Origin of the sequence: Sporosarcina ureilytica, assembly GCF_001753205.1 — a bacterium.
GTDB lineage: Bacteria > Bacillota > Bacilli > Bacillales_A > Planococcaceae > Sporosarcina > Sporosarcina ureilytica.
Window position 1 is genome coordinate 2,819,983 of sequence record NZ_CP017560.1, and the last position, 20,440, is coordinate 2,840,422.

Annotated in this window: 20 protein-coding genes; 7 read left to right on the forward strand and 13 right to left on the reverse strand. The window is 39.7% G+C overall.

The features are described 5' to 3' along the window. Positions 1-365: 365 nt before the first annotated feature. Positions 366-1,142, forward strand: a complete 777-nt coding sequence (locus tag BI350_RS13920; RefSeq protein WP_075528688.1) for an enoyl-CoA hydratase-related protein — start codon at positions 366-368, stop codon at positions 1,140-1,142. Between the two features lie 105 nt (positions 1,143-1,247). Continuing rightward, entirely contained in the window at positions 1,248-2,135 is an 888-nt protein-coding gene (locus BI350_RS13925) for an RluA family pseudouridine synthase (RefSeq protein ID WP_155767539.1), read from the forward strand. A 24-nt stretch (positions 2,136-2,159) separates the two neighbouring features. Here BI350_RS13925 and BI350_RS13930 read toward each other — a convergent pair whose 3' ends face one another. The 9 genes from BI350_RS13930 to lplA all read right to left on the reverse strand — a co-directional run bounded on the left by BI350_RS13930 (position 2,160) and on the right by lplA (position 12,936). Beyond that, a complete protein-coding gene (locus BI350_RS13930) occupies positions 2,160-2,384 on the reverse strand; it encodes a late competence development ComFB family protein (protein WP_075528690.1) in 225 nt (74 codons plus the stop codon). Between the two features lie 73 nt (positions 2,385-2,457). Then, complete coding sequence (locus BI350_RS13935) at positions 2,458-4,434, reverse strand: S9 family peptidase (protein WP_075528691.1); 1,977 nt, start codon at positions 4,432-4,434, stop codon at positions 2,458-2,460. A 132-nt stretch (positions 4,435-4,566) separates the two neighbouring features. Then, positions 4,567-6,120 (reverse strand): fatty acid--CoA ligase family protein, encoded by a 1,554-nt coding sequence (locus BI350_RS13940; RefSeq protein ID WP_075528692.1) that lies wholly within the window; start codon positions 6,118-6,120, stop codon positions 4,567-4,569. A gap of 392 nt (positions 6,121-6,512) precedes the next feature. Then, the gene (locus tag BI350_RS13945) at positions 6,513-7,061 is read right to left on the reverse strand and encodes a hypothetical protein (RefSeq protein WP_075528693.1); all 549 of its coding nucleotides are present in this window, start codon (positions 7,059-7,061) and stop codon (positions 6,513-6,515) included. A 177-nt stretch (positions 7,062-7,238) separates the two neighbouring features. Beyond that, positions 7,239-9,173 carry an FtsX-like permease family protein gene (locus BI350_RS13950; protein ID WP_075528694.1) on the reverse strand — a complete coding sequence of 645 codons (1,935 nt, stop codon included), beginning with the start codon at positions 9,171-9,173 and terminating at the stop codon, positions 7,239-7,241. Then, positions 9,145-9,921, reverse strand: a complete 777-nt coding sequence (locus BI350_RS13955) for an ABC transporter ATP-binding protein (RefSeq protein WP_075528695.1) — start codon at positions 9,919-9,921, stop codon at positions 9,145-9,147. The genes BI350_RS13950 and BI350_RS13955 overlap by 29 nt, the downstream gene beginning before the upstream one ends. After that, positions 9,875-10,918, reverse strand: coding sequence for a sensor histidine kinase (locus BI350_RS13960; protein WP_075528696.1), 1,044 nt, complete (start codon positions 10,916-10,918; stop codon positions 9,875-9,877). The genes BI350_RS13955 and BI350_RS13960 overlap by 47 nt, the downstream gene beginning before the upstream one ends. Beyond that, positions 10,915-11,619: a response regulator transcription factor gene (locus BI350_RS13965; RefSeq protein WP_075528697.1), complete on the reverse strand. Its 705-nt coding sequence runs from the start codon at positions 11,617-11,619 to the stop codon at positions 10,915-10,917. Before BI350_RS13965 ends, BI350_RS13960 begins: the two co-directional genes overlap by 4 nt. A 324-nt stretch (positions 11,620-11,943) precedes the next feature. Then, positions 11,944-12,936 (reverse strand): lipoate--protein ligase, encoded by a 993-nt coding sequence (gene lplA, locus BI350_RS13970; protein WP_075528698.1) that lies wholly within the window; start codon positions 12,934-12,936, stop codon positions 11,944-11,946. Between the two features lie 141 nt (positions 12,937-13,077). Here lplA and yhfH (BI350_RS16755) point away from each other — a divergent pair, with 141 nt between their 5' ends. Beyond that, a complete protein-coding gene (yhfH, locus tag BI350_RS16755; RefSeq protein WP_082295091.1) occupies positions 13,078-13,203 on the forward strand; it encodes a protein YhfH in 126 nt (41 codons plus the stop codon). A 46-nt stretch (positions 13,204-13,249) separates the two neighbouring features. After that, positions 13,250-13,375, forward strand: coding sequence for a protein YhfH (yhfH, locus tag BI350_RS13975; RefSeq protein ID WP_075528699.1), 126 nt, complete (start codon positions 13,250-13,252; stop codon positions 13,373-13,375). Positions 13,376-13,484: 109 nt separating this feature from the next. Here yhfH (BI350_RS13975) and hemY read toward each other — a convergent pair whose 3' ends face one another. The 3 genes from hemY to hemE all read right to left on the reverse strand — a co-directional run bounded on the left by hemY (position 13,485) and on the right by hemE (position 17,011). Next, entirely contained in the window at positions 13,485-14,903 is a 1,419-nt protein-coding gene (gene hemY, locus BI350_RS13980; RefSeq protein ID WP_075529391.1) for a protoporphyrinogen oxidase, read from the reverse strand. 21 nt (positions 14,904-14,924) lie between these two features. Continuing rightward, on the reverse strand, positions 14,925-15,863 hold the full coding sequence (gene hemH, locus BI350_RS13985; RefSeq protein WP_075528700.1) for a ferrochelatase: 939 nt from the start codon (positions 15,861-15,863) through the stop codon (positions 14,925-14,927). A 104-nt stretch (positions 15,864-15,967) separates the two neighbouring features. After that, on the reverse strand, positions 15,968-17,011 hold the full coding sequence (gene hemE, locus BI350_RS13990; RefSeq protein WP_075528701.1) for a uroporphyrinogen decarboxylase: 1,044 nt from the start codon (positions 17,009-17,011) through the stop codon (positions 15,968-15,970). Between the two features lie 228 nt (positions 17,012-17,239). On the opposite strand from hemE, the gene BI350_RS13995 reads away from it, so the two are divergent. From BI350_RS13995 to BI350_RS14005, 3 genes are all read left to right on the forward strand, one after another. Then, on the forward strand, positions 17,240-17,755 hold the full coding sequence (locus BI350_RS13995; protein WP_075528702.1) for an antibiotic biosynthesis monooxygenase family protein: 516 nt from the start codon (positions 17,240-17,242) through the stop codon (positions 17,753-17,755). 109 nt (positions 17,756-17,864) lie between these two features. Further along, a complete protein-coding gene (locus BI350_RS14000) occupies positions 17,865-19,028 on the forward strand; it encodes a M20 metallopeptidase family protein (RefSeq protein WP_075528703.1) in 1,164 nt (387 codons plus the stop codon). 266 nt (positions 19,029-19,294) lie between these two features. Then, positions 19,295-19,798 (forward strand): competence protein ComK, encoded by a 504-nt coding sequence (locus BI350_RS14005; protein WP_168157273.1) that lies wholly within the window; start codon positions 19,295-19,297, stop codon positions 19,796-19,798. Here BI350_RS14005 and BI350_RS14010 read toward each other — a convergent pair. Beyond that, entirely contained in the window at positions 19,795-20,172 is a 378-nt protein-coding gene (locus BI350_RS14010) for a YhjD family protein (RefSeq protein ID WP_075528704.1), read from the reverse strand. The genes BI350_RS14005 and BI350_RS14010 overlap by 4 nt on opposite strands. Positions 20,173-20,440: the final 268 nt, after the last annotated feature.

Below are 20,440 nucleotides of genomic sequence, written 5' to 3' on the forward strand. Positions count from 1 at the left end.
ATAGTATGAGTCAATTTCGTAAGGTTTAATTTCAGTGGGATAGAGAATAATAGTGTTGGTCTAATTAATTGTTCGTTTATTTAAAGATGTCTCCGTTGATTGTGGTGGAGGGCGGCGACTCCTGTGGGATTTAGCCGGACAGGTAAGACCCCGCAGGGAGCGAAGCGACTGAGGAGGCTTACCGCCGGCCCCACGGAAAGCGTCCGCCCGGAACGGAAATCAAAATTGTTCGGAATCCGAATAATATGTTTAATCACTAAAGTAATTTAACAGTTATAATTTATTGAATTATTATTCTTTCGTGGAATAACTTGTCCCTACATGATATCTTTTAATTGAATACAAGTTCTAAGGGGGAAATATTCATGGAGACTGTTCTATATGAACAAAGGGGAAATCTTGCTTTAGTGACACTAAATCGTCCCGAAGGTCTAAACGCTTTTAATTACGACATGCTTGTCGAACTGGGTCAAATTACGGAAGCCATCAGGATTAATCCGGATATTCGTGTCGTCATTTTTACAGGCGCAGGGGAACGTTCTTTTAGCGTGGGGGCGGATTTAAAAGAACGTAAAACATTAACAGACTTACAAGTAAAGCGTAATCTTTATAAAATAGGCGAAGTTTTTACCGCGATTGAACAATTGCCACAACCAACCATCGCGATGATTAACGGTTTTGCATTTGGCGGTGGGACTGAACTCGCGCTTGCATGTGACTTCCGCATCGCTGCGGATTCTGCTTTAATGGGCTTAACAGAGACAAGCCTTGCAATTATTCCTGGTGCAGGCGGTACTCAGCGACTTCCGCGTTTAATCGGAGAAACGAAAGCGTTGGAATTAATTTTAACAGCCCGTCGTTTGAAGGCAGAGGAAGCGTTTGAATATGGCATGCTAACAAAGATAGTCCCGGCAAATGATTTATTGGAAGAAACGACTGCCTTTGCCAATCTCATGTTGGCAAACGGTCCGGTGGCTTTACAACAAGCCAAGTTTGCGATTAAAAACGGCATGAACGTCGACTTACAAACTGGGCTATCCATTGAGCGCAAAGCTTATGAATTAACGATTCCAACTGAAGATCGAATTGAAGCATTAACAGCTTTTGCAGAAAAAAGAACGCCGCAATTTCAAGGTAAATGAATATATTCTAATTTAGTAGACAAAGTCGTTAATTGACTTTGTCTACTGTTGTTTTATATGGTAAATAGAACAGATTCTTATTTGGTTGACGAAAGGAAGTACATTATGAAAAGAAAAGCAAGGTCCCGTGAGTTAGACGGCGATTGGATTGTTGAAGAATCCAGTGAACTACTCGAATTTTTATATGAAAAACATCCGAATAGAAGCAGAAATGCGGTAAAAGGTGTATTAAGTCGCGGACAAGTTGTTGTAAATGGTAAAGTTTCTACACAATTTAACGATACACTTCACCCGGGAGACACCGTTCAAATTCATGCGCGTGTTGCAACTGAAACCGTAAAACTGTCAGGGATTCGAATTTTATTCGAAGACGATGACATCATAGTCATTGAAAAAGAGGCAGGGTTATTAACGGTCGCTTCTAAAAATGAACGGCACGTAACCGCTTATCGTCAGTTAATGGATTATGTAAAAACCGTTCATCCGAACAATCGTATCTTTATCGTTCACCGTTTAGATCGGGATACGTCCGGCGTGATGATTTTTGCGAAAAGTAAAGACATCCAACAAACTTTACAAGACAATTGGCATGACATCGTTCCAGAACGTGCCTATGTTGCGCTAGTTGAAGGTCGCGTGAAAAAAGACGGAACAATTACTTCATGGCTAAAAGAAAATCGAGCGTTTATCGTCTATTCCAGCGATAGGCCGAATGACGGACAAAAAGCGGTGACACATTATAAAGTATTGAAAACGAGCCGCCAAAATTCGTTATTAGAAGTTCATTTGGAAACAGGTAGAAAAAATCAAATCCGTGTCCATATGCAAGACATCGGAAACCCAATTGTTGGGGATAAAAAATACGGTGCACGAACTCGCCCTATCGGCAGACTCGGTTTACATGCACATAAAATTTCATTTACCCACCCGACAACCGGTGAATTCCTAACTTTTGAATCTAAAGTGCCTGCATCCTTTTTAAAAGGATTTTAATAACCAATGACAAAGCCGCCCTTTTCATAAAAGGACGGCTTTTGATTTATTCATTAAGTTTACAACGTGGATTTTCCGAGACAACGGTTGATGATCGGGATTGACGATATACCGTGGCGGTAAATTATTCAGTGCATGGGCCATAATGTCATCCAAACATCTATCACAAGAGCAAATTAATTTTAATTCAGTTTTATTACGTAGTAAAACATCACGTACAATAATTTCCATTACATTTTTAATGGTCATTTATCATCCCTCAGTCTTCCTATTCAAGTCATGTTTCAATCTTACATGTGAAACGACTAGGGATGCAAATGTATTATAAATATCTTTCGAACCAACCAGTAATTTCATTTAACCTGGCAATGCGTAAATTTGGCAGGCCTGTACGGGATAAATTATGATCCGCATCTGGGAATCGAACAAATTCCGTTTCTTTCCCCATACTTTTCAGCGTAATATATAATTGTTCCGCCTGCTCCATCGGACAACGCAAATCATCCTCACTATGGAGAATTAACAACGGTGTCTCAATATTTTTTGCATATTTTAACGGTGAGAAATTCCACAGCTTTTCTACATCATTCATATCCGCGTCGTGTTGCCATTCATTAAAGTAATACCCGATGTCGGATACACCAAAGAAACTAATCCAGTTCGAAATCGAACGTTGTGTCACTGCAGCTTTAAACCGATTCGTATGCCCAACAATCCAGTTCGTCATAAAACCGCCGTAACTACCGCCAGTTACGCCAAGTCTCTCCGTATCAATCCAATCGTTATGTTCAATTGCATAATCAAGACCAGCGATAATATCCTCGTAATCACCGCCACCGTAATCGCCACGTACCGCATTGACATGTTCTTGGCTATACCCATGGCTTCCGCGCGGATTCACATATAGAACGCCGTACCCTTGCGCCGCAAGCAGTTGCAATTCATGGAAAAACGTATTTGCATACATCGCTGCAGGTCCACCGTGAATTTCAACAATAAGTGGATATTTCTTCCCTTCTTCGTAGCCAACAGGTTTCATTAGCCAACCGTGCACGTCCCAACCTTTTGCACCTTTATAAACAATCGCTTCTGGCTCAACAAGTTCCACTTGCTCAACATACGCTTTATTGAACGTCGTAAGTACTTGTCTTTCCCCTGTTGCAATTGTTTGCTTATAAAGTTCTCCCGGATTGACCGCGTTACTGACGGCAACAATTGCAAACGCTCCGTCTCTAGAAACTTGGACATCATAAATATGTTCATTTTCCGGCGACGCTGGATAAATTGCCCCGTCAAGGGATGCATAATAAAGACGTACATCTCCCATCGTTGACAACCTGAAATATAGGTCATTATTTTCTGTCCATATAACAGACGGTGCACTCGTTCCTTGTTGAAGGTCAGCAACAACACTATCTCCGACTGGCGCATCGAGGCTATCCGTTAAACAAGTGCGGCTTTCACTTTGTCTATCGTACACATAAAGTTCGGATTGCGTCGCATTTTGGTAAGTCCTGTCCGCGCCGACAAAAGCGATATAGCGATCATCATAAGAAAATGCAACGCCTCCGTAATAGCCCTCCTCATCAATTAGTACGGTTTCTTCTTTTGAATGAACATCGGCGAGATAAAGCGGTTGGCGAAATTCAAAGTCTTGATTTTCCGCACGATTCACGCCGTATACAATTTCGTCACCACTATGTGAAACAGTCATTAAACTATATTGATGATTTCCTTCCGTAAACTGTGTAACGTCTCCACTTTCAATATCCACGACGCCAATATGACGATAGGAATCTTGTGGAATTAAGCCTACACCATCCATTTGGTATTTCATTTTCGTCACGCGATATGGTTCTGGCTTTTTCTTTTCATCCTTTTCCTCTTTATCCGTAAAAGTTTGACCTTCTTTCACCGACGCATTCACCCATATTTTCTTGCCACATGGTGACCAAACAAAACTAGAAACCCCTTGTCCAAAATCAGTTACTTTCTTTGCTTCCCCGCCTTTTGCAGGAAGTATGTATACTTGATTTTTATCATCCCGATTCGATAAAAAGGCGATTTGTTTTCCATCGCTAGACCATGCTGGTGAGGAAACACGTTCATTGCCATATGTCCATTGCGTCACTTCCGTTGCTTCTAAATCGACGTGAAATAAATTCGCTACGTATTTATTTTCTTCTTCATCCATATGCGTTTTCACAAAAACTGCTTCCTGACCGTCCGGTGAAAGTTTCGGACTCGCGACGGATGCTAGTTCAAATAAATCTTCTACTTTTAGCTTTCTCTTTTCCATGTTAATTCCCCCTAAACTGAGTGCTCTCTACTTATTTCGACATTCGTAACATTATCCCTTTATTTTTATTAAAAAGAAAAGAAACTAAAAAGGACCTCGCAAGAATAGCTACGAAAGGTCCTTGTCCTACCCTTATATTGTCACAAATTCGCTTAATGTACGTCGTAAGATTTTTCCAGTCGTATTTTTCGGAAGTTCATCCAAAAACTCAATATGCTTTGGTACTTTATATTTCACAAGTCGTTCTGCACAAAATGCTGTTAATTTTTCTGCGTCTTCTGTGACCCCTTCTTTCAAAACAACAAATGCATGAACGGCTTCTCCAAAATCTACATCTGGAACACCGATGACTGCCGCTTCCACTACATCTTCATGCTCAAATAGGACTTCTTCTACTTCCCGAGGATAAACATTATAACCGCCAACAATGACTAAATCTTTTTTCCGGTCTACGATATAAAAGTAACCGCTTTCATCGCGGCGCGCTAAATCCCCTGTATAAAGCCAGCCATCACGAAGTGCGACCGCTGTTTCTTCAGGCATTTTATAATAGCCTTTCATCACATTCGGCCCACGTACGATTAGTTCCCCAACTTCACCGTCCGGTACTTCTTCCCCCAGCTCGTTCACGACCTTATTTTCGACATTCACAATATTTGTGCCGATTGATCCTGGAATTCGTTCTCTTTCTATCGGATTAAAACATGTTACCGGAGAAGCTTCCGATAAACCATACCCTTCCGAAACCCTTACATCAAACTTCTCTTCAAAGTTATGCAATAAGGCTACTGGCAATGATGCACCGCCCGAAATCGCTAACCGAACAGATTCAAAATCTTCTTTTTTCCCTTCAGGAAATTGATATAAAAAATTATACATCGTTGGCACGCCCGCAAAAACAGTTGCCTTTTTCTCTTTAATAATCTTAAACACATCGGCTGGGCTAAATCGTGGAACGAGTAGAACTTCAGCCCCTCTTAACAGCGGTGCATTCACAACGACTGTTAATGCAAACACATGGAACACCGGCAACGTCGCAACCATGCGATCGCCTTCTTTAAAACCAAGATATTCAGCAACATCCTTCGCATTCGAATAAAGATTTTTATGCGTCAACATCGCCCCTTTTGGACTGCCAGTTGTCCCAGATGTATACAAAATGATTGCCGTATCATCCTCTTTTACTGGCACTGGATCAAATTCTGATTTTCCTTTTGCAATCAGTTGACGATATAGAGACACTTTACTCTTCAATTGTTCTGGTAAACTCGCAACTTTTTCAGCTGTCGATTGTTCAGTTTCACAAATGATATAGTGTTGGACAGACGAAAATACATTCGCGGCTTTTTCAACTAACGGCAAAAGACCATCTATTGCCACAATGACCTTCGCATCACTATTATGGATTATGTACGAAATTTCATCTGGCGTATAAATTGGGTTGATTGGAATCGCTGTGGCACCCAGTCGCATCGTTGCGTAAAGTGAAATAAGAAAATGAGGCGTATTGCCAAGTAAAAAAGCAACATGGTCTCCTTTTTGAACCCCTAACTCCTCTAAAGCCGATGCAAATTTAGACACCAAATCATCAAATTCCGCGTAAGTCGTATCTTGTCCCATAAAATGATAAGCTACTTTTTCAGGTTGTGCTAATGCAGTTTCACGTACAGTTGAAACTAAATTCATTTTTACATCCCCTTCTCCCTTTAAAATGAATAACCATTCATTCCCCTACACATAATAGTATATATAAAATCTTCTGAACAAACAACCTATTTCAGTATAATAGTTTATTACTAACTAGAATCCGATAGGTTTTCAACGAAGAACATTGGCAAAAGCATCAGGCGATGATTAAAGTACAAGTTCATTTATTTAAAGCGCATATTATCGTGATATAAGCGCTAAGCTTTAAAGTTTCTTGATTAGAATTCATCGGGTAGAGCACCTACATTTGATAACGCTATTATATAATAAAACAGCGATTCATTCTCTATTTAAAGTAGGAATGAATCGCTGTTTTCATATTTTATAGGGAATATTCCATTGATTATATTGCGCATGATATCGGTCACCCGCTATTGAATTAATTCCGCTTCTTCTATCCCCCAAATCATTTCCTCCTGTTCACTTCCCCGTCCAGTAATCCGCCCGGTGAACGATACGGTATCACCTGGATTCACCATTGCATTCTGTTCATGTTCTGAAGTTGTCACTAGGAGAGAATAAGCCATTAGTTCCGGCCTTACCTCGGTGATGGTATGCCAATCTTCATTTTTATAGAGAGCGGGGTCGCCAGCATAGATGATGATATCTCTTTCGAAGGCTTCAACGACAATACCCGACCAACCCAACACCGATTTTCCGTGTACACTTTTTTCGTAAATTTCTACTTGCTCCGCTTCCGGAAAGGAGTAAAACTTTTCAACAAATGTCAGGAAATCAGTATTTGTTTCAAACATAGCACTAATCTCATCTTCCGCACTTGGTGGGGGAACTTTATTCTCCTCTTTCTTTGATTCTTCAACTTCTTCTACCGGCTCTTCCTTAACGTCTTCTACATCTGATTTACAGGCTCCCAAAACAAGTACGAAAGTCAATAACAGTAGTAGCCATGCTTTTTTCACAGCAACTCCCTCCCTCGTAATGATGCTGATTCAGTCATCATTCAAACCGCTGATGTATAGTCCAACATATGCTAGGCTTCATAAGGAAGTTCTTGTGCCTTACAATCAAAGTACCTCTGTAGCGGGTAATGTGCGAAACACTAGAATGAATCACCAAGTTTTTCAAGTGATGCCGAATTATCCCGATGCTTTGATATGCACTAAATAACGCCAACGAATCAAATAAAAATACATCAATTGCATGAAAGTGAAACCGATTAGAACGATGGCTAATTCTTTCACAATCGATATTTCCGCAAGGGCATCCCAGATCACTTGTAGAGATAAAAATGCAAATGAACTATGAAGAAAAGCTACACCCCATGGAAAGAAAAATTGAGGAATGAGTTGGCGATTAATTATCTTTTTCAACTCATGATCTGTAAGTCCTAAACGACGCAAAACATCAAACTTTTTTCTTTCTTGCGCCAAACTGGTATATAACTGAAAGTAAATAAAACTACCCGTCGCAAGAAAAAAGACGCCTGCCAATAACAAGCCGGTGAATAGCAACAACGAAAACGTCGTTCGAATAATCGAATAGCTGAGCCCGGGATTCTCAAATGCATAAGGAAGCGTACCTTTCGATTCTAATAAAAAAGATTCAGTGACCGTATTACTAATCGTCAAGCCAATATCTTTTGTCTTTTGCCATTCAGGAATATGGAACGCATAATAATTAAACGAAACGCCCTTTCCTCTTGTAGTACTGAGCGCTACGCGTTTATAATCGATATTATTTAAAACAATCACATTCGTACCAATCGAATACGCTGGAAATAATTGATAAGGATAGGCCCCATCAATCTTAACCTCTACATGACTATCTCCCAACTCAGTCCTAACCACTCTTTGGTTCAAATTTTGATACGATGAATTAGACGGCGGTAAAAATAGTGCCTCGCCTTCATTTAATTGAATCGACAAATGGTCTAACTCATTTGCTAACTGATTTACTTGCTCCAAGCTCAGGATATTTACGATGCTATCTGAAAAAGTAGACATTTGCTGGATGACCTGAAATCTCGTTAATGTATAGGCAATTTCTTCTTCCTTTAATTCATGAATAAGTTGAGCGATATGTTTTTCCTCTTCGGTATTTTCTGGTTGGCTGACATAAACAAGTCCAAGTGGATTCATCGCCCGATATTGGGATGCAAATGACGTTAAGGACGCGAGTGTCCCCACCGACATAAATGCAATGGTCGATACAATTGTCACGATAAAAAACATTCGTGCATTTTCACGCAACTGAATAATTCCGGATGAAATAGAGAGCAACCTAGAATGTTGCCAATATACCTTTCGACTTGACCGTAATTTCTGAAGGAATAACGGCGCTGAATCTGTAAAGAAATAGTACGTCCCTAACGTTGCAATTGGGGGTAACAGCACAAAGAGCTTAAGAACGATTGCATTAGACGTTAACGTTGCCAATACATAAGAAAAACCGAGTAGAAAGATACCCATATACCCACGAAATTTGGAATACGTATATTGATTGTCTTCCTTCCTTTCCCCACGTATTAAATCAGCTACTTTACCCGATTTAATAAACACTGGGGCAATAAACGAAATTAAAATAAACAAACTAAAAAAAGCACCAATGGTCAAAGCAAAAGGCTTCCACGATACATAAAGCGGCAAGGATGGCAACATGACAATTTCACGTACAATCATAAAAAAGAATTTTGAAAACGTGAATCCTAATCCAGTTCCAACCCCTATTGCCGCTGTTCCAATTAACATCGTTTCCAAAAAAATCAAGCGGCTCAATTGCTTTTTTTCCATCCCAAGATGAAGAAGGACGCCAAACTCCCTGGAGCGTGCCTGAAGAAATGCACGCATAGAATAAAATAAAAAAAAGACAGTAAAAATATATAAAATAATTTCCGCGACGCCCATCCCTACGACTGCAAATTCCTGAACAAACTTGTCTTCAATCGTCGGGTGAAATAAAAGCATCGAATAAAGAAAAAAGACCATGACTGAAAAAACACTGGCCATGAAAAAAGCAGCATAAATACGACGGTTTCGAACGACGTTACGATAAGCGAATTGTCGAAAGGTCATGATGGCCCCCTAAAAGTGATAGTACGTTTAAAATCCGTTGATAAAACGTTTGTCTACGTTCATCTTTATAAATTTCATTGAAAAACTCACCGTCTTTAATAAACAAAACCCGATCACAATAACTTGCCGCTATCGGATCATGCGTCACCATAATGATCGTTGTCCGTTCATCTTGATTCACTTCACTTAATAATTCCAATACATCTTTCGCTGATTTCGAATCAAGATTTCCAGTCGGTTCGTCTGCCAAAATAATTTTCGGCTTATGGATCAGTGCCCGTCCAATAGCAGTTTGCTGCGCCTGTCCACCTGACAACTCATCTGGTCGATTGTTTACAATCTCCGTTAAACGAAGTTTTTGAACCAATTCAGCGACACGACGTTCCATTTCTTCAAGGGGCATCCCGTCTAACGTAAGCGGTAATACGATATTTTCTTCAACTGTTAACATATTGAGTAAGTTAATATCTTGGAAAACAAACCCTAAATGACGACGACGAAACAAAGCCAGTTCATTTTCAGACAAATTTTCCGGCTCGACTCCGTCAATAATAATCCCGCCATACGTCGGCAAATCGATGGTTGCAATCATATTTAATAGTGTTGTTTTCCCGCTTCCAGAAGGTCCCATAACCGCAATAAACTCACCTTCCATCGCACTAAAACTAAGTCGATTTAATGCACGCTTCATGATTTTACTTTCATAAATCTTCGTCACTTCTGTCAACTTCACGAGTGGCTCCAACATTTGCCCCTCCTTCCCCATTTTTAAACAGTAACGTCACTTCTGTACCAACACCCATCTCAGATTCAATCGTTAAAGGATGACCTAGTTTTTCACATACTTCAGAAGCGATATATAGGCCCATTCCCGTTGATTCTCCAGTTAATCGTCCATTCTCTCCGGTGAAAAAAGCATTCGTAATCCGGCCTAAATCGGAGGTTGGAATGCCAATCCCTTCATCACGGACCGACAAGCGCACACCTTCCTCAGCCAACTTTCCAGTCAAGTAAATCCGTTTTCCTTTTTCAAAAGTATATTTGACTGCATTTGTAATAAATTGGCCAATAACGATTTTCAACCATTTCCGGTCAGTTGCGACGATTAACGTTTCATCTATTTCAAGGACTGGAAAAATACGATTTGTGATTAGTAGTCTTTTATGTGCAGTGATTGTTTCTTGTACGAGTTGCTGTAAATTTATTTTCTCAATCGTCATATCACGCTCGAAAGTTTCTAAACTTGCGTTAACAAGCACCGTATCAAGTCCCGCTTGTAACCTGTCAAGTTCTTCACTAACACTTTGCCGATCGATTTCTTCTTCCTGTACCAATAAATTAATTACAGAAATGGGCGTTTTCATTTGATGAACCCAATGATTCATAAATTCAATTTGTCGACTTTGAGATGAATATAACGATTGCGCCTCGTCTTGATAAATTTTATATAAATTCCTCGTGTAATTTGCAATTCGTTGATGTTCCGGACCTTGCGCATATTGAATCAGTGCATCTTCCATTCTAGACGGCTTTTGCACAATTGCTGCGTAAAATGAACGGCGCATAATGAATTTTCCGCCTAAAAAACCAAATGTAAATAAGATACTCATGACCATTGCATAGATGAATATGTCATAGCTACGAAATCCATCTAACCAAAATAGTAAAAGTAAAAACAAGACAAGAAAGCCTTGGAAAACTAAAAATGATAAATGATCTTTTAAAAATAACCGGATTGCTTTCATAGCTCTGCCGCATCCGGTACGAAGCGATAACCAGCACCCCGCACTGTTTCAATTGTCGATTTGATATGATAATCTGCAAGTTTCTTTCTGACGCGCGTCATATTTACATTTAATGTATTCTCATCCACAAATGATTGGTCGTCCCATAATTGCTCCAATAAACTGTCACGTGAAACGACTTTTGGCGTGGCTTCAAGCAACAGTTCTAAAATTATGCATTCCTTTTTTTGAAGTGGCACCACTTCGTCAAAGACGTGCAACTCCATTCTTTCAATATATAAATGAAGTGCCCCTACCTGTACTGTCCGTTCAGCCTGCACAGCGGCATACTCCCCAAACGATCTACGTAAATGACTTCGTATTTTCGCCAGCACTATTTCATAATGGAACGGCTTCGTGATAAAATCATCTCCGCCATTTTCCAACGCAAATACTTGGTCCATATCGCCAGAACGTGCCGATATAAAAATAATCGGACAAGTCGTATGTAAACGCAATTGACGACACCAGTAATAACCGTCATATGCGGGTAAATTGATATCAAGCAAAATAAGATGTGGACGAAATGCAAGACATTCTTCAACCACTTGGTCAAAGTCTTCAACAATCGCCACCTCGTATTGATATTTACGAAGAGTATCAGCTAGCAACTCCGCAATTTTGCGATCATCTTCTACTATGAAAATTCGATGCTTCTCCATGAAAAACTCTCCTCCTTACACAATACTGTTAGTATACCACGAACCCCTCCTGGCTAGAAAAGAGAACCTAATTTCCAGCGTTCTTTATTCTTTTTACTTCTAGACTTGACTCGTGCTGTTTTGGATGAGTTTTACCGCGGAGCGTTGCGTACTTTTAGCTGTACGTTGCATCCTTTTTCAAAAACGTTGGGAACTCTGGTCAATACGTTGCATACTTCTGAGAAAACATTGTTCATTCACGCTGTCAGAAGCAGTGACAAATAAGTTTTCATAACAAAAAGCCTAACGCACACGTTAGGCTTTTTTCATGTTCGTTCTTATATTTTAATAGATTAGCTGGATGAACTCTTCCATCGTGATGCCCCCAAGATAGGTAGGCACGTCAATTTCAGATAGCGCTTCTTCAATTGACTCCCTATTATAAGTGACACCGCGCAACTTTTCCTGAACTTTTTCAATTTCACCGATGCCGAAGAAATCACCGAAAATGGCAATATCTTCAATAATCCCCTTATTCACTTGAAGTCGGACGTCAATACTTCCGACTGGGAAACGGTGCGAATGTTGCATATTAAATTTCGGGGATTTTCCGTAATTCCAGTTCCAGTTCGCATAACGTTCCTTCGATAATGCATGAATGTTTTCCCAATCTTCATCCGTTAACTCTTTGTACTTGATGTTTTCTTCCCCGTCGAAAATCGATTTCAGTATTTCTAGACGCAACTCTTCAATTGTCATCGGTTCCTGTAAAAACTCGGATATATTCGCAACGCGACTACGAATCGATTTAATCCCTTTAGATTCAATTTTATCTTTCCGTACTTTTAACGCGGATACAACTGTATCAATTTCTGTATCAAACATTAATGTTCCATGACTAAACATCCGTCCTTGTGTTGCAAACTGTGCATTTCCGGAAATTTTACGGCCTTCAACGAGCAAGTCATTCCGTCCAATAAGCTCCGCTTTTACCCCGATTTTACTCAGCGCTTCAACAACCGGCTCTGTAAATTTCTTGAAGTTCCGGAACGACTCTCCGTCATCTTTCGTAATAAAACTATAATTTAAATTCCCTAGATCATGGTATACCGCACCGCCACCAGATAATCGACGGACGACTTTAATGCCATTCTTCTCAACAAAATCCGTATCGATTTCTTCAATCGTGTTTTGATTTTTCCCGATGATGATAGACGGCTCGTTTATGTAAAACAGTAGGAATGAATCTTCATCAATATCCATCGTCCGAAGAACATATTCTTCAATAGCAAGGTTAATTTGTGGATCTGTAATCCCTTTATTATCAATAAAATACAATTAATTTCGCCCCTTCAAAATAGACTCTCTACTATTTTATCTAAAAACTTCAAAAATGTGTTGACATTTGACTCATTGTTATAATACACTATAAATATACAGAACAGTACTAGTACAGAATAACGAAGGAGATGAGAATAAATGTTAGTTAACGTCCTTGAATTTTTCAAAAACTTACCTGCTAAATTATGCGGAACATGTGGCGAAGAAATGGTTGAACAACACGACTGCTACACAAACAAATGTGATAAATGCAACAGCCTTTAAATCTTCGGTTTTCCGAATACTAAATTGCTAGGGGGATAAATTCAACATGATTGAAAACATTATCGAGTTTTTTAAAAATCTGCCTGCAAAAATATGTGTAACTTGTGGTGAGGAAATTGTTGAACAACATGATTGCTATGGGAATAAATGTGACTCTTGTAACATTCTTTAAAATAAATTAGCAGCTACGGAAAAATAATTGTCCGGTAGCTGCTCTTTTTTTTGGCTAACAATTTCATTTCTGCATCAAAAAACCCACCAAATCATTGGTGGGCAAAAGTTTATTCAAATAAATCGTCTAGCACTTCTCTAACTGCTGCTTTTCCTTGGTCCACACAATCCGGTAGTCCTACACCTTCGTAGGAAGCCCCTGCAATCTTCACACGTGGAAATTTATCCGCCAATTCAGCTTTGGCCTTGGAGATTAGATCTTTATGACCAACGCGGTATTGGGGTCTATCCTCATTCCAACGTGTAATCACCGTAAAGTCGGGTTCACCTTTAATTTCAATTAATTTACTAAGATCCTCTAATACGATTTTTTCAATATCTGCATCTGGTAAATCAACAATTGCTTCTTCCCCAACACGCCCGACAAAAGCCCGGAGTAACACTTTGCCCTTTGGCGTTGATGTTGGCCATTTTCGGTGTGTCCAAGTACAGGCCGTTATGGAATAGTCGTTATTTCGCGCAACTAAAAATCCAGTTCCTTCCTGATCTTGAACAATCGCTTCTTCCGGAAAAGCTAAGGCGACTGTCGCAACAGAAGTTGTTGGAATTTCTCCTATGTTTTGAAGGACGCCGTGCTGGGAAAATAAATCACTGGCCACTTTATGCCCCGTAGTTAAAATAACAGCGTCCGCCTCAACTTCTTGACCGTTATTTAAGGTGAGAAGATTCTTATCCTCGTTACGCTCAATCGATTCTACGCGCACACCTTTCAATACGGAATCCGGAGCCAAATGCCGTTCAATCGCTTCAACAATTGTTTCAAGTCCATTTCGGAACGTATGGAATGCCCCTTCTTTTTTGGCATCGGCACCGTGTCGAGTTGGCGCCTTCTTCGGTGATGTTTTTTTCATCCCGAGTATTAAACTGCGATGATTTTTCTCTACTGTTGCAAATTGAGGAAAAGTAGATTGCAAGCTCATATGGTCTATATCACCAGCATACACGCCAGACAACAATGGTTCGATTAGATTTTCAACAACCTCTCTACCTAACCGTCTACGGAAAAATGCACCTAGCGATTGGTCACCTTCCACCGATTTTCGAGGGAGCACGAGATCACCAGCAGCTCTTAATTTACCAGCTAATGAAAATAGATTCGTTGTCAAAAACGGACCGATTTCTGTCGGGATGCCCATAATAGAACCCCCGGGAATTGGTTGTAATTTACCATTAATAAAGATATAAGCCTGCCCCGTCGCATTTTTAACAAGTTCACCTGCAACACCGACGTCTTCCGCCAATATCCCCATACTTTTCTTACGAATGAGGAAGGAATCAGGGCCGCGTTCAATAATAAAACCATCACGTTTTACCGTCTGAATTTTACCGCCTAGACGGTTAGACGCTTCAACAAGGAGAATATCAAGAAGAAGCCCTTTTTCTCGTGCTTCTTTTTGCATATAAAACGCTGCGGAAAGTCCTGTAATTCCTCCGCCGACGATGACGACTTTTTTACGTTGTTCGTTCATTGTCATCAACACTTTCTTTTATCATGATTTCGATTCGTTCATTTTTCCAAAAACCGCATCCACCATTGCGTCAATAAATAATGGATCAGTATTTGGCATTGCTGGTCGGTAATACGAAGCCCCGATTTCATCACAGACCACTTTACACTCATAATCATTATCATAGAGTACTTCTAGATGGTCTGAAACAAACCCAACTGGTGTATAAACGAATGTCGTATAGCCTTTTTCGTTGTGTAAATCTCTCGTCATATCTTGAACATCTGGTCCTAACCACGGTTCAGGCGTTTGACCTTCACTTTGCCAACCAACTTCGTAATTTGTAACCCCTGCTGCCTTGGCAATTAAATCTGCTGTTTCTTGTAGCTGCTCCGGATACGGATCGCCATTCGCAATAATTTTTTCTGGCAAAGAGTGCGCAGATACGATTAGACAAGCATTGGCACGCTCTTCATCGCTCATACTGCTATACGTTTCTCGGACTTGCTTTTCCCAGTACGCAATGAATTTTGGCTCTTTGTACCAGCTTTCAACCGATGTCATTTCGATTCCGTATTTCTCTGCTTCTTCCTTTGCACGTCCGTTGTATGACTGAACGGAAAACGTAGAGAAATGAGGCGCCAACACAATTGAGGCCGCTTCAGTAATACCGTCCGTATTCATTTGTTGGACTGCTTCCTCAATAAACGGCGTAATATGTTTCAAACCGATATATACTTTAAATTCGATATCATCCTGGACTTCATTTAAACGATCGCATAATGCATTCGCTTGATTTTCAGTAATTTTTGCAAGTGGTGAAATCCCACCAATGGCTGCATACCGGTTTTGTAAATCTTCTAGCTGTTCTGGAGCAGGCGGACGACCGCGCCTAATATGTGTGTAATATGGCTCAATATCTTCTTCTTTGTAAGGCGTTCCGTACGCCATTACTAATAGACCCATTTTCTTTTTTGTCATGTTGTCACCTCTATATATTGTTAGTACCCCATGTTACATGTAATTAATTTCAAAAAAATCATATAGCCGGCTTAATCTCCGGCTATATGAAGTTTAAATCTACGTTATTTACGTAATTCTGCACTATATGTGTGAATGAATTCAGTTAATTTCTTCAATGTAGCTGGTTTTACATCTGGGAATACACCGTGACCAAGGTTAAAGATATGGCTACCATGTTCTACCCCTTGCTCAATAATTGCTTTGGCACGTTCTTCAATCACGTTCCAATCAGCAATTAGTAGCGTTGGGTCTAGGTTTCCTTGTAACGGCTTAGTTAGTCCGCGCTCCCCTGCTTCTTGAATCGGTAAACGCCAGTCTAATCCGACAACATCAACTGGTAAATCATGCCACTCATTTGCAAGGTGACTTGCCCCTACGCCAAATGTAATCAGTGGTACGTTTAATTTACGAAGTTCTGTGAAAATTCGCGTCATGACTGGTTTAACGAAGATACGGTAGTCTGAAACGCTTAGTGCGCCTACCCACGAATCAAATACTTGAATTGCTTTCGCACCCGCATTAACCTGTGCTGTGACGTATGTAATTGTCATATCCGCTAACTTATCCATCAATACAAACCATGCTTCGGGTTCGGAAACCATAAATGACTTTGTTAAGTTGTATGTGCGTGAAGGACCTCCTTCAATCATATAGCTTGCAAGTGTAAACGGGGCACCAGCGAAACCGATAAGCGGTACATTTAATTGTTCCTGTGTTAACATTTTAATCGTTTCCAATACATACGGTACATCGTCTTCTGGTGAAATTTCACCCAGATTATGTACGTCTTGCACTGAACGAATTGGATTGCTAATGACTGGACCAACGCCAGCCTTGATTTTCACATCTACCCCAATTGCTGGAAGTGGTGTTACAATGTCTTTATATAAAATCGCTGCGTCTACGTTATATTGATCAACAGGAAGTTTTGTAACGAATGCACAAATTTCCGGCTTTCGTACGATATCTTCCAATGAACCATGTTCTTCTTTAATTTTTAAATACTCAGGCTGTGAACGTCCAGCTTGTCTCATATACCATACTGGCGTGTGGTCAATTTTCTCCCCACGTGCAGCTCGTAAAAGTGTATCATTAAACTTAGTCATAAAACGTAGTCCCACTTTCTCTTTATATTTTCTTTCCGATGCTTCTACCTTAACATAGTAAAACTTTCGCATCTGTTTGTATAGATGAATACTATTGTTGTCATACAATTGTCTTTATTTTAGCCACATAATCGACATGATTTGTTTTAATCTTTGGATTAAGGGAAAATATACGTAAGTAAAGCTTTAAAAGCATATGCTTATTGACAACTTAAGGAGGTTTTGGGAATGAATATTTTTACGACAACCGGAACGATGAATTTTATGGAATCGTTAAGACAAAAATATACCAATGAAAAAATGGTTGTGATGCATAGTGATGAGCACTCACTTTTATTGCATGAAACAGCAGGACCATCCGTTTTTCAAACACCATTACGGTACGAGGTAATTGGTTCAATCAGCAACTTAGAAGATAAAGGTTTTTTTGCTTTTAATCATATTTCAGTAACAGATGAAGGGAGTCCAATATTTGAACACCTGTTACGCGGTCGAATAAATTCCATAAAAGGAGCACCTGGTTTCATCGCGCTTCGATTATTACGGCCACAAACTTCAAATACATACATCGTCTTAACCCAATGGTCTGAAAAACGCTATTTTAATTTTTGGAAAGAATCTTCCAATTACCTTCATATTATAGCCACGCATGAAAAAGGAATTGGTTTAGAAAAGAGCCCTCAGATGTTTTCGAGTGCCCCTTATGTTAAAACTTATACAACAATAGAGGATGAAGAGGAATAGTCATGTCCATGTGACGTCTTCACGGACCACATTTTTCTATTGCTTGATTAAAACTTCGTTGTTACAATTAATTTTTAAAACTATTTCGTTTTCAGAGAGGGGTACACGATTGAAAAACCAATTATTCGAAAAGCTGACGAATGCATACGAGGACATGGTTGTCATCCGACGACACCTTCACATGCATCCCGAACTTTCTTTTAAAGAAGAAAAAACAGCACAGTACATTGTTGATTTTTACACAGACCTTGGCATCGAGGTTCAAGCAAACGTCGGTGGAAATGGGGTTGTTGCTCGAGTTAAAGGGGGGAAGCCAGGTAAAACAGTGGCTCTCCGCGCAGATTTCGATGCACTTCCTATTCAAGATGAAAAAGATGCACCTTATCAATCAACGGTTCCTGGCGTCATGCATGCTTGTGGACATGACGGACATACAGCAACGCTTCTTCAGCTTGCAAAAGCAATTCACGAATTGCATGAAAACCTGGCGGGTGAATATGTTTTCATCCATCAACATGCGGAGGAATTAGCCCCAGGCGGCGCTATCTCAATGATTGAAGATGGTTGTTTAGACGGCGTTGACGTTATTTTCGGTACGCATCTTTGGTCTCAAACTGATGCCGGAACAGTAGAATATTTGGCCGGTCCTATTATGGCAGCGTCAGATTTGTTTGAAATTAAAGTTCAAGGAGCAGGTGGACACGGAGCCAATCCACATCAGACAAAAGATGCAATTGTTATCGGTGCCCAACTCGTTACGAATTTACAACAAATCGTTTCTCGTCGCGTTGATCCTATTGAATCTGCCGTCCTATCCGTCGGCTCTTTCGTAGCAGAAAATGCATTTAATGTTATCGCAGACACTGCTGAACTTCGAGGAACAGTTCGCACATTCACACCCGAAATCCGCGACTTAATGGAAACTGAAATTAAGCGCGTTGCAGAAGGAACAGCACTTGCAAATAATTGTACGATTGACATCGTTTATAAACGCGGTTACCCGGCAGTTGTGAATCACGAAGAAGAAACTGCTTACGTACAAAAGATCGCAGAAGATGTGTTAGGTTCAGAATTTGTAGTCGAGACACCTCCCCATATGGGCGGCGAAGACTTTGCCTATTACCTTGAAAAAGTGCCTGGCACATTTTTCTTTACAGGCGCAAAACCCGATGTCCCTTATCCACATCATCACCCGAAATTTGACTTTGACGAGAATGCAATGTTAACAGCTGCAAAAATCCTCGGCGCTGCCGCACTCGAGTATCAGGAATAAACAAAAGCGGAAGATGCCGGTTAGATGATTAGCACCTCTAAATGAATATATCTTGAAAATTTTCATTTATTATTTCCTAAACAAAACTATCCTATCAGTCTCTCAGATAAGGATAGTTTTTGCATTTCACCTGCAAATCTTCTTTTATTCCTCACGCAGATTACTAATAATAAAAATAGTTCTAATTAATCAATTTATTTATTGCATTATTACTTTTCCCCTATATAATAAATGTATGACTACGGAAAAATAAGGAGTGGATTTTTTTGCAAATTATCAAACCTGATGTGCCTTACATAATTTCCACGAACACACTTGTCTTACAAACTATTCGAAAAGAAAGTAGACTTATGACCCTTATTATGGAAAAAGACAATCAATTTACACATCCACGAAAAGCCTTACACCTAATTAGAGCGTCTTGTCGTCATTACGGGACATCCTTAAAAGTAGCAACACATAATGCCAAAAATATACTCAACAATCGCCACAAGGTCCCCATTGTTGTCGCCTTTGACCATGGAACCCCCTTAATCATGATTCCAACATTATCAACTGCTTCTGAACAAAACATTTGGATAGCATTTCACGCAATCGTTAACATCAAACCAGAAGGGGCTGGATGCACAATCATCGAATTAACAAATCAACATTTTATAAAAGTCGATTCATCTGAAACAACAATCCAAAGGCAAATTGCTTTAGCATACTTATTACAACGTGATTATAAACAGAAATTCAGTCAATTCGGCGGTGCGTGGATTACCTAATGCCCCGTTTTCGTAAAGTATTTTGTCGCACAAAAGTAACTAGTGAGTAATTCTTCTGTTTTATTGCGCAAGCGAACATTCAAATAACGACGCTGTTCTTCATAACCACCATATAAAAAAACGTACTCAGTAAATGTATCGTCAGTTTTACCACGAGTCACTTTTATATGATGGCGTTGTAAGTAAATCATTGTTTCTTGAAGCTCGGCTTGCGCTGTTTTTATCACTTCATCGACTAATTGAATGTACGGTCTTTTTAATTTAAACTTTCCATCCTCAACAATTTTACGATCTTTTTCCAACACAATCAGCACCATCGGTAAATAAATCATGCGTTCAATATACGGTAATGCCTCTGGTGGAATTAACGCCATTGCTTTCTTCTCCCTTCGACACGAACACAAGTTCTTATAACTAGTATATGTTTAGCAAACAAAAATAGCAACTGTAAAAAATGGAAGGGATTTATTATGCTTATATTGCATAAAATTTCGTTTCACCTAGATTATAAAATAAGATTCCGTTGACGCGGAAATGGAACACGCAACTTTTGCTACATGCTATGGCAAAAAAAAGACGAAAAAATAAAAAAAGCAGAGAGAATTGTCTTCACCCTGCTACTTTTCAATGTATATATTTATC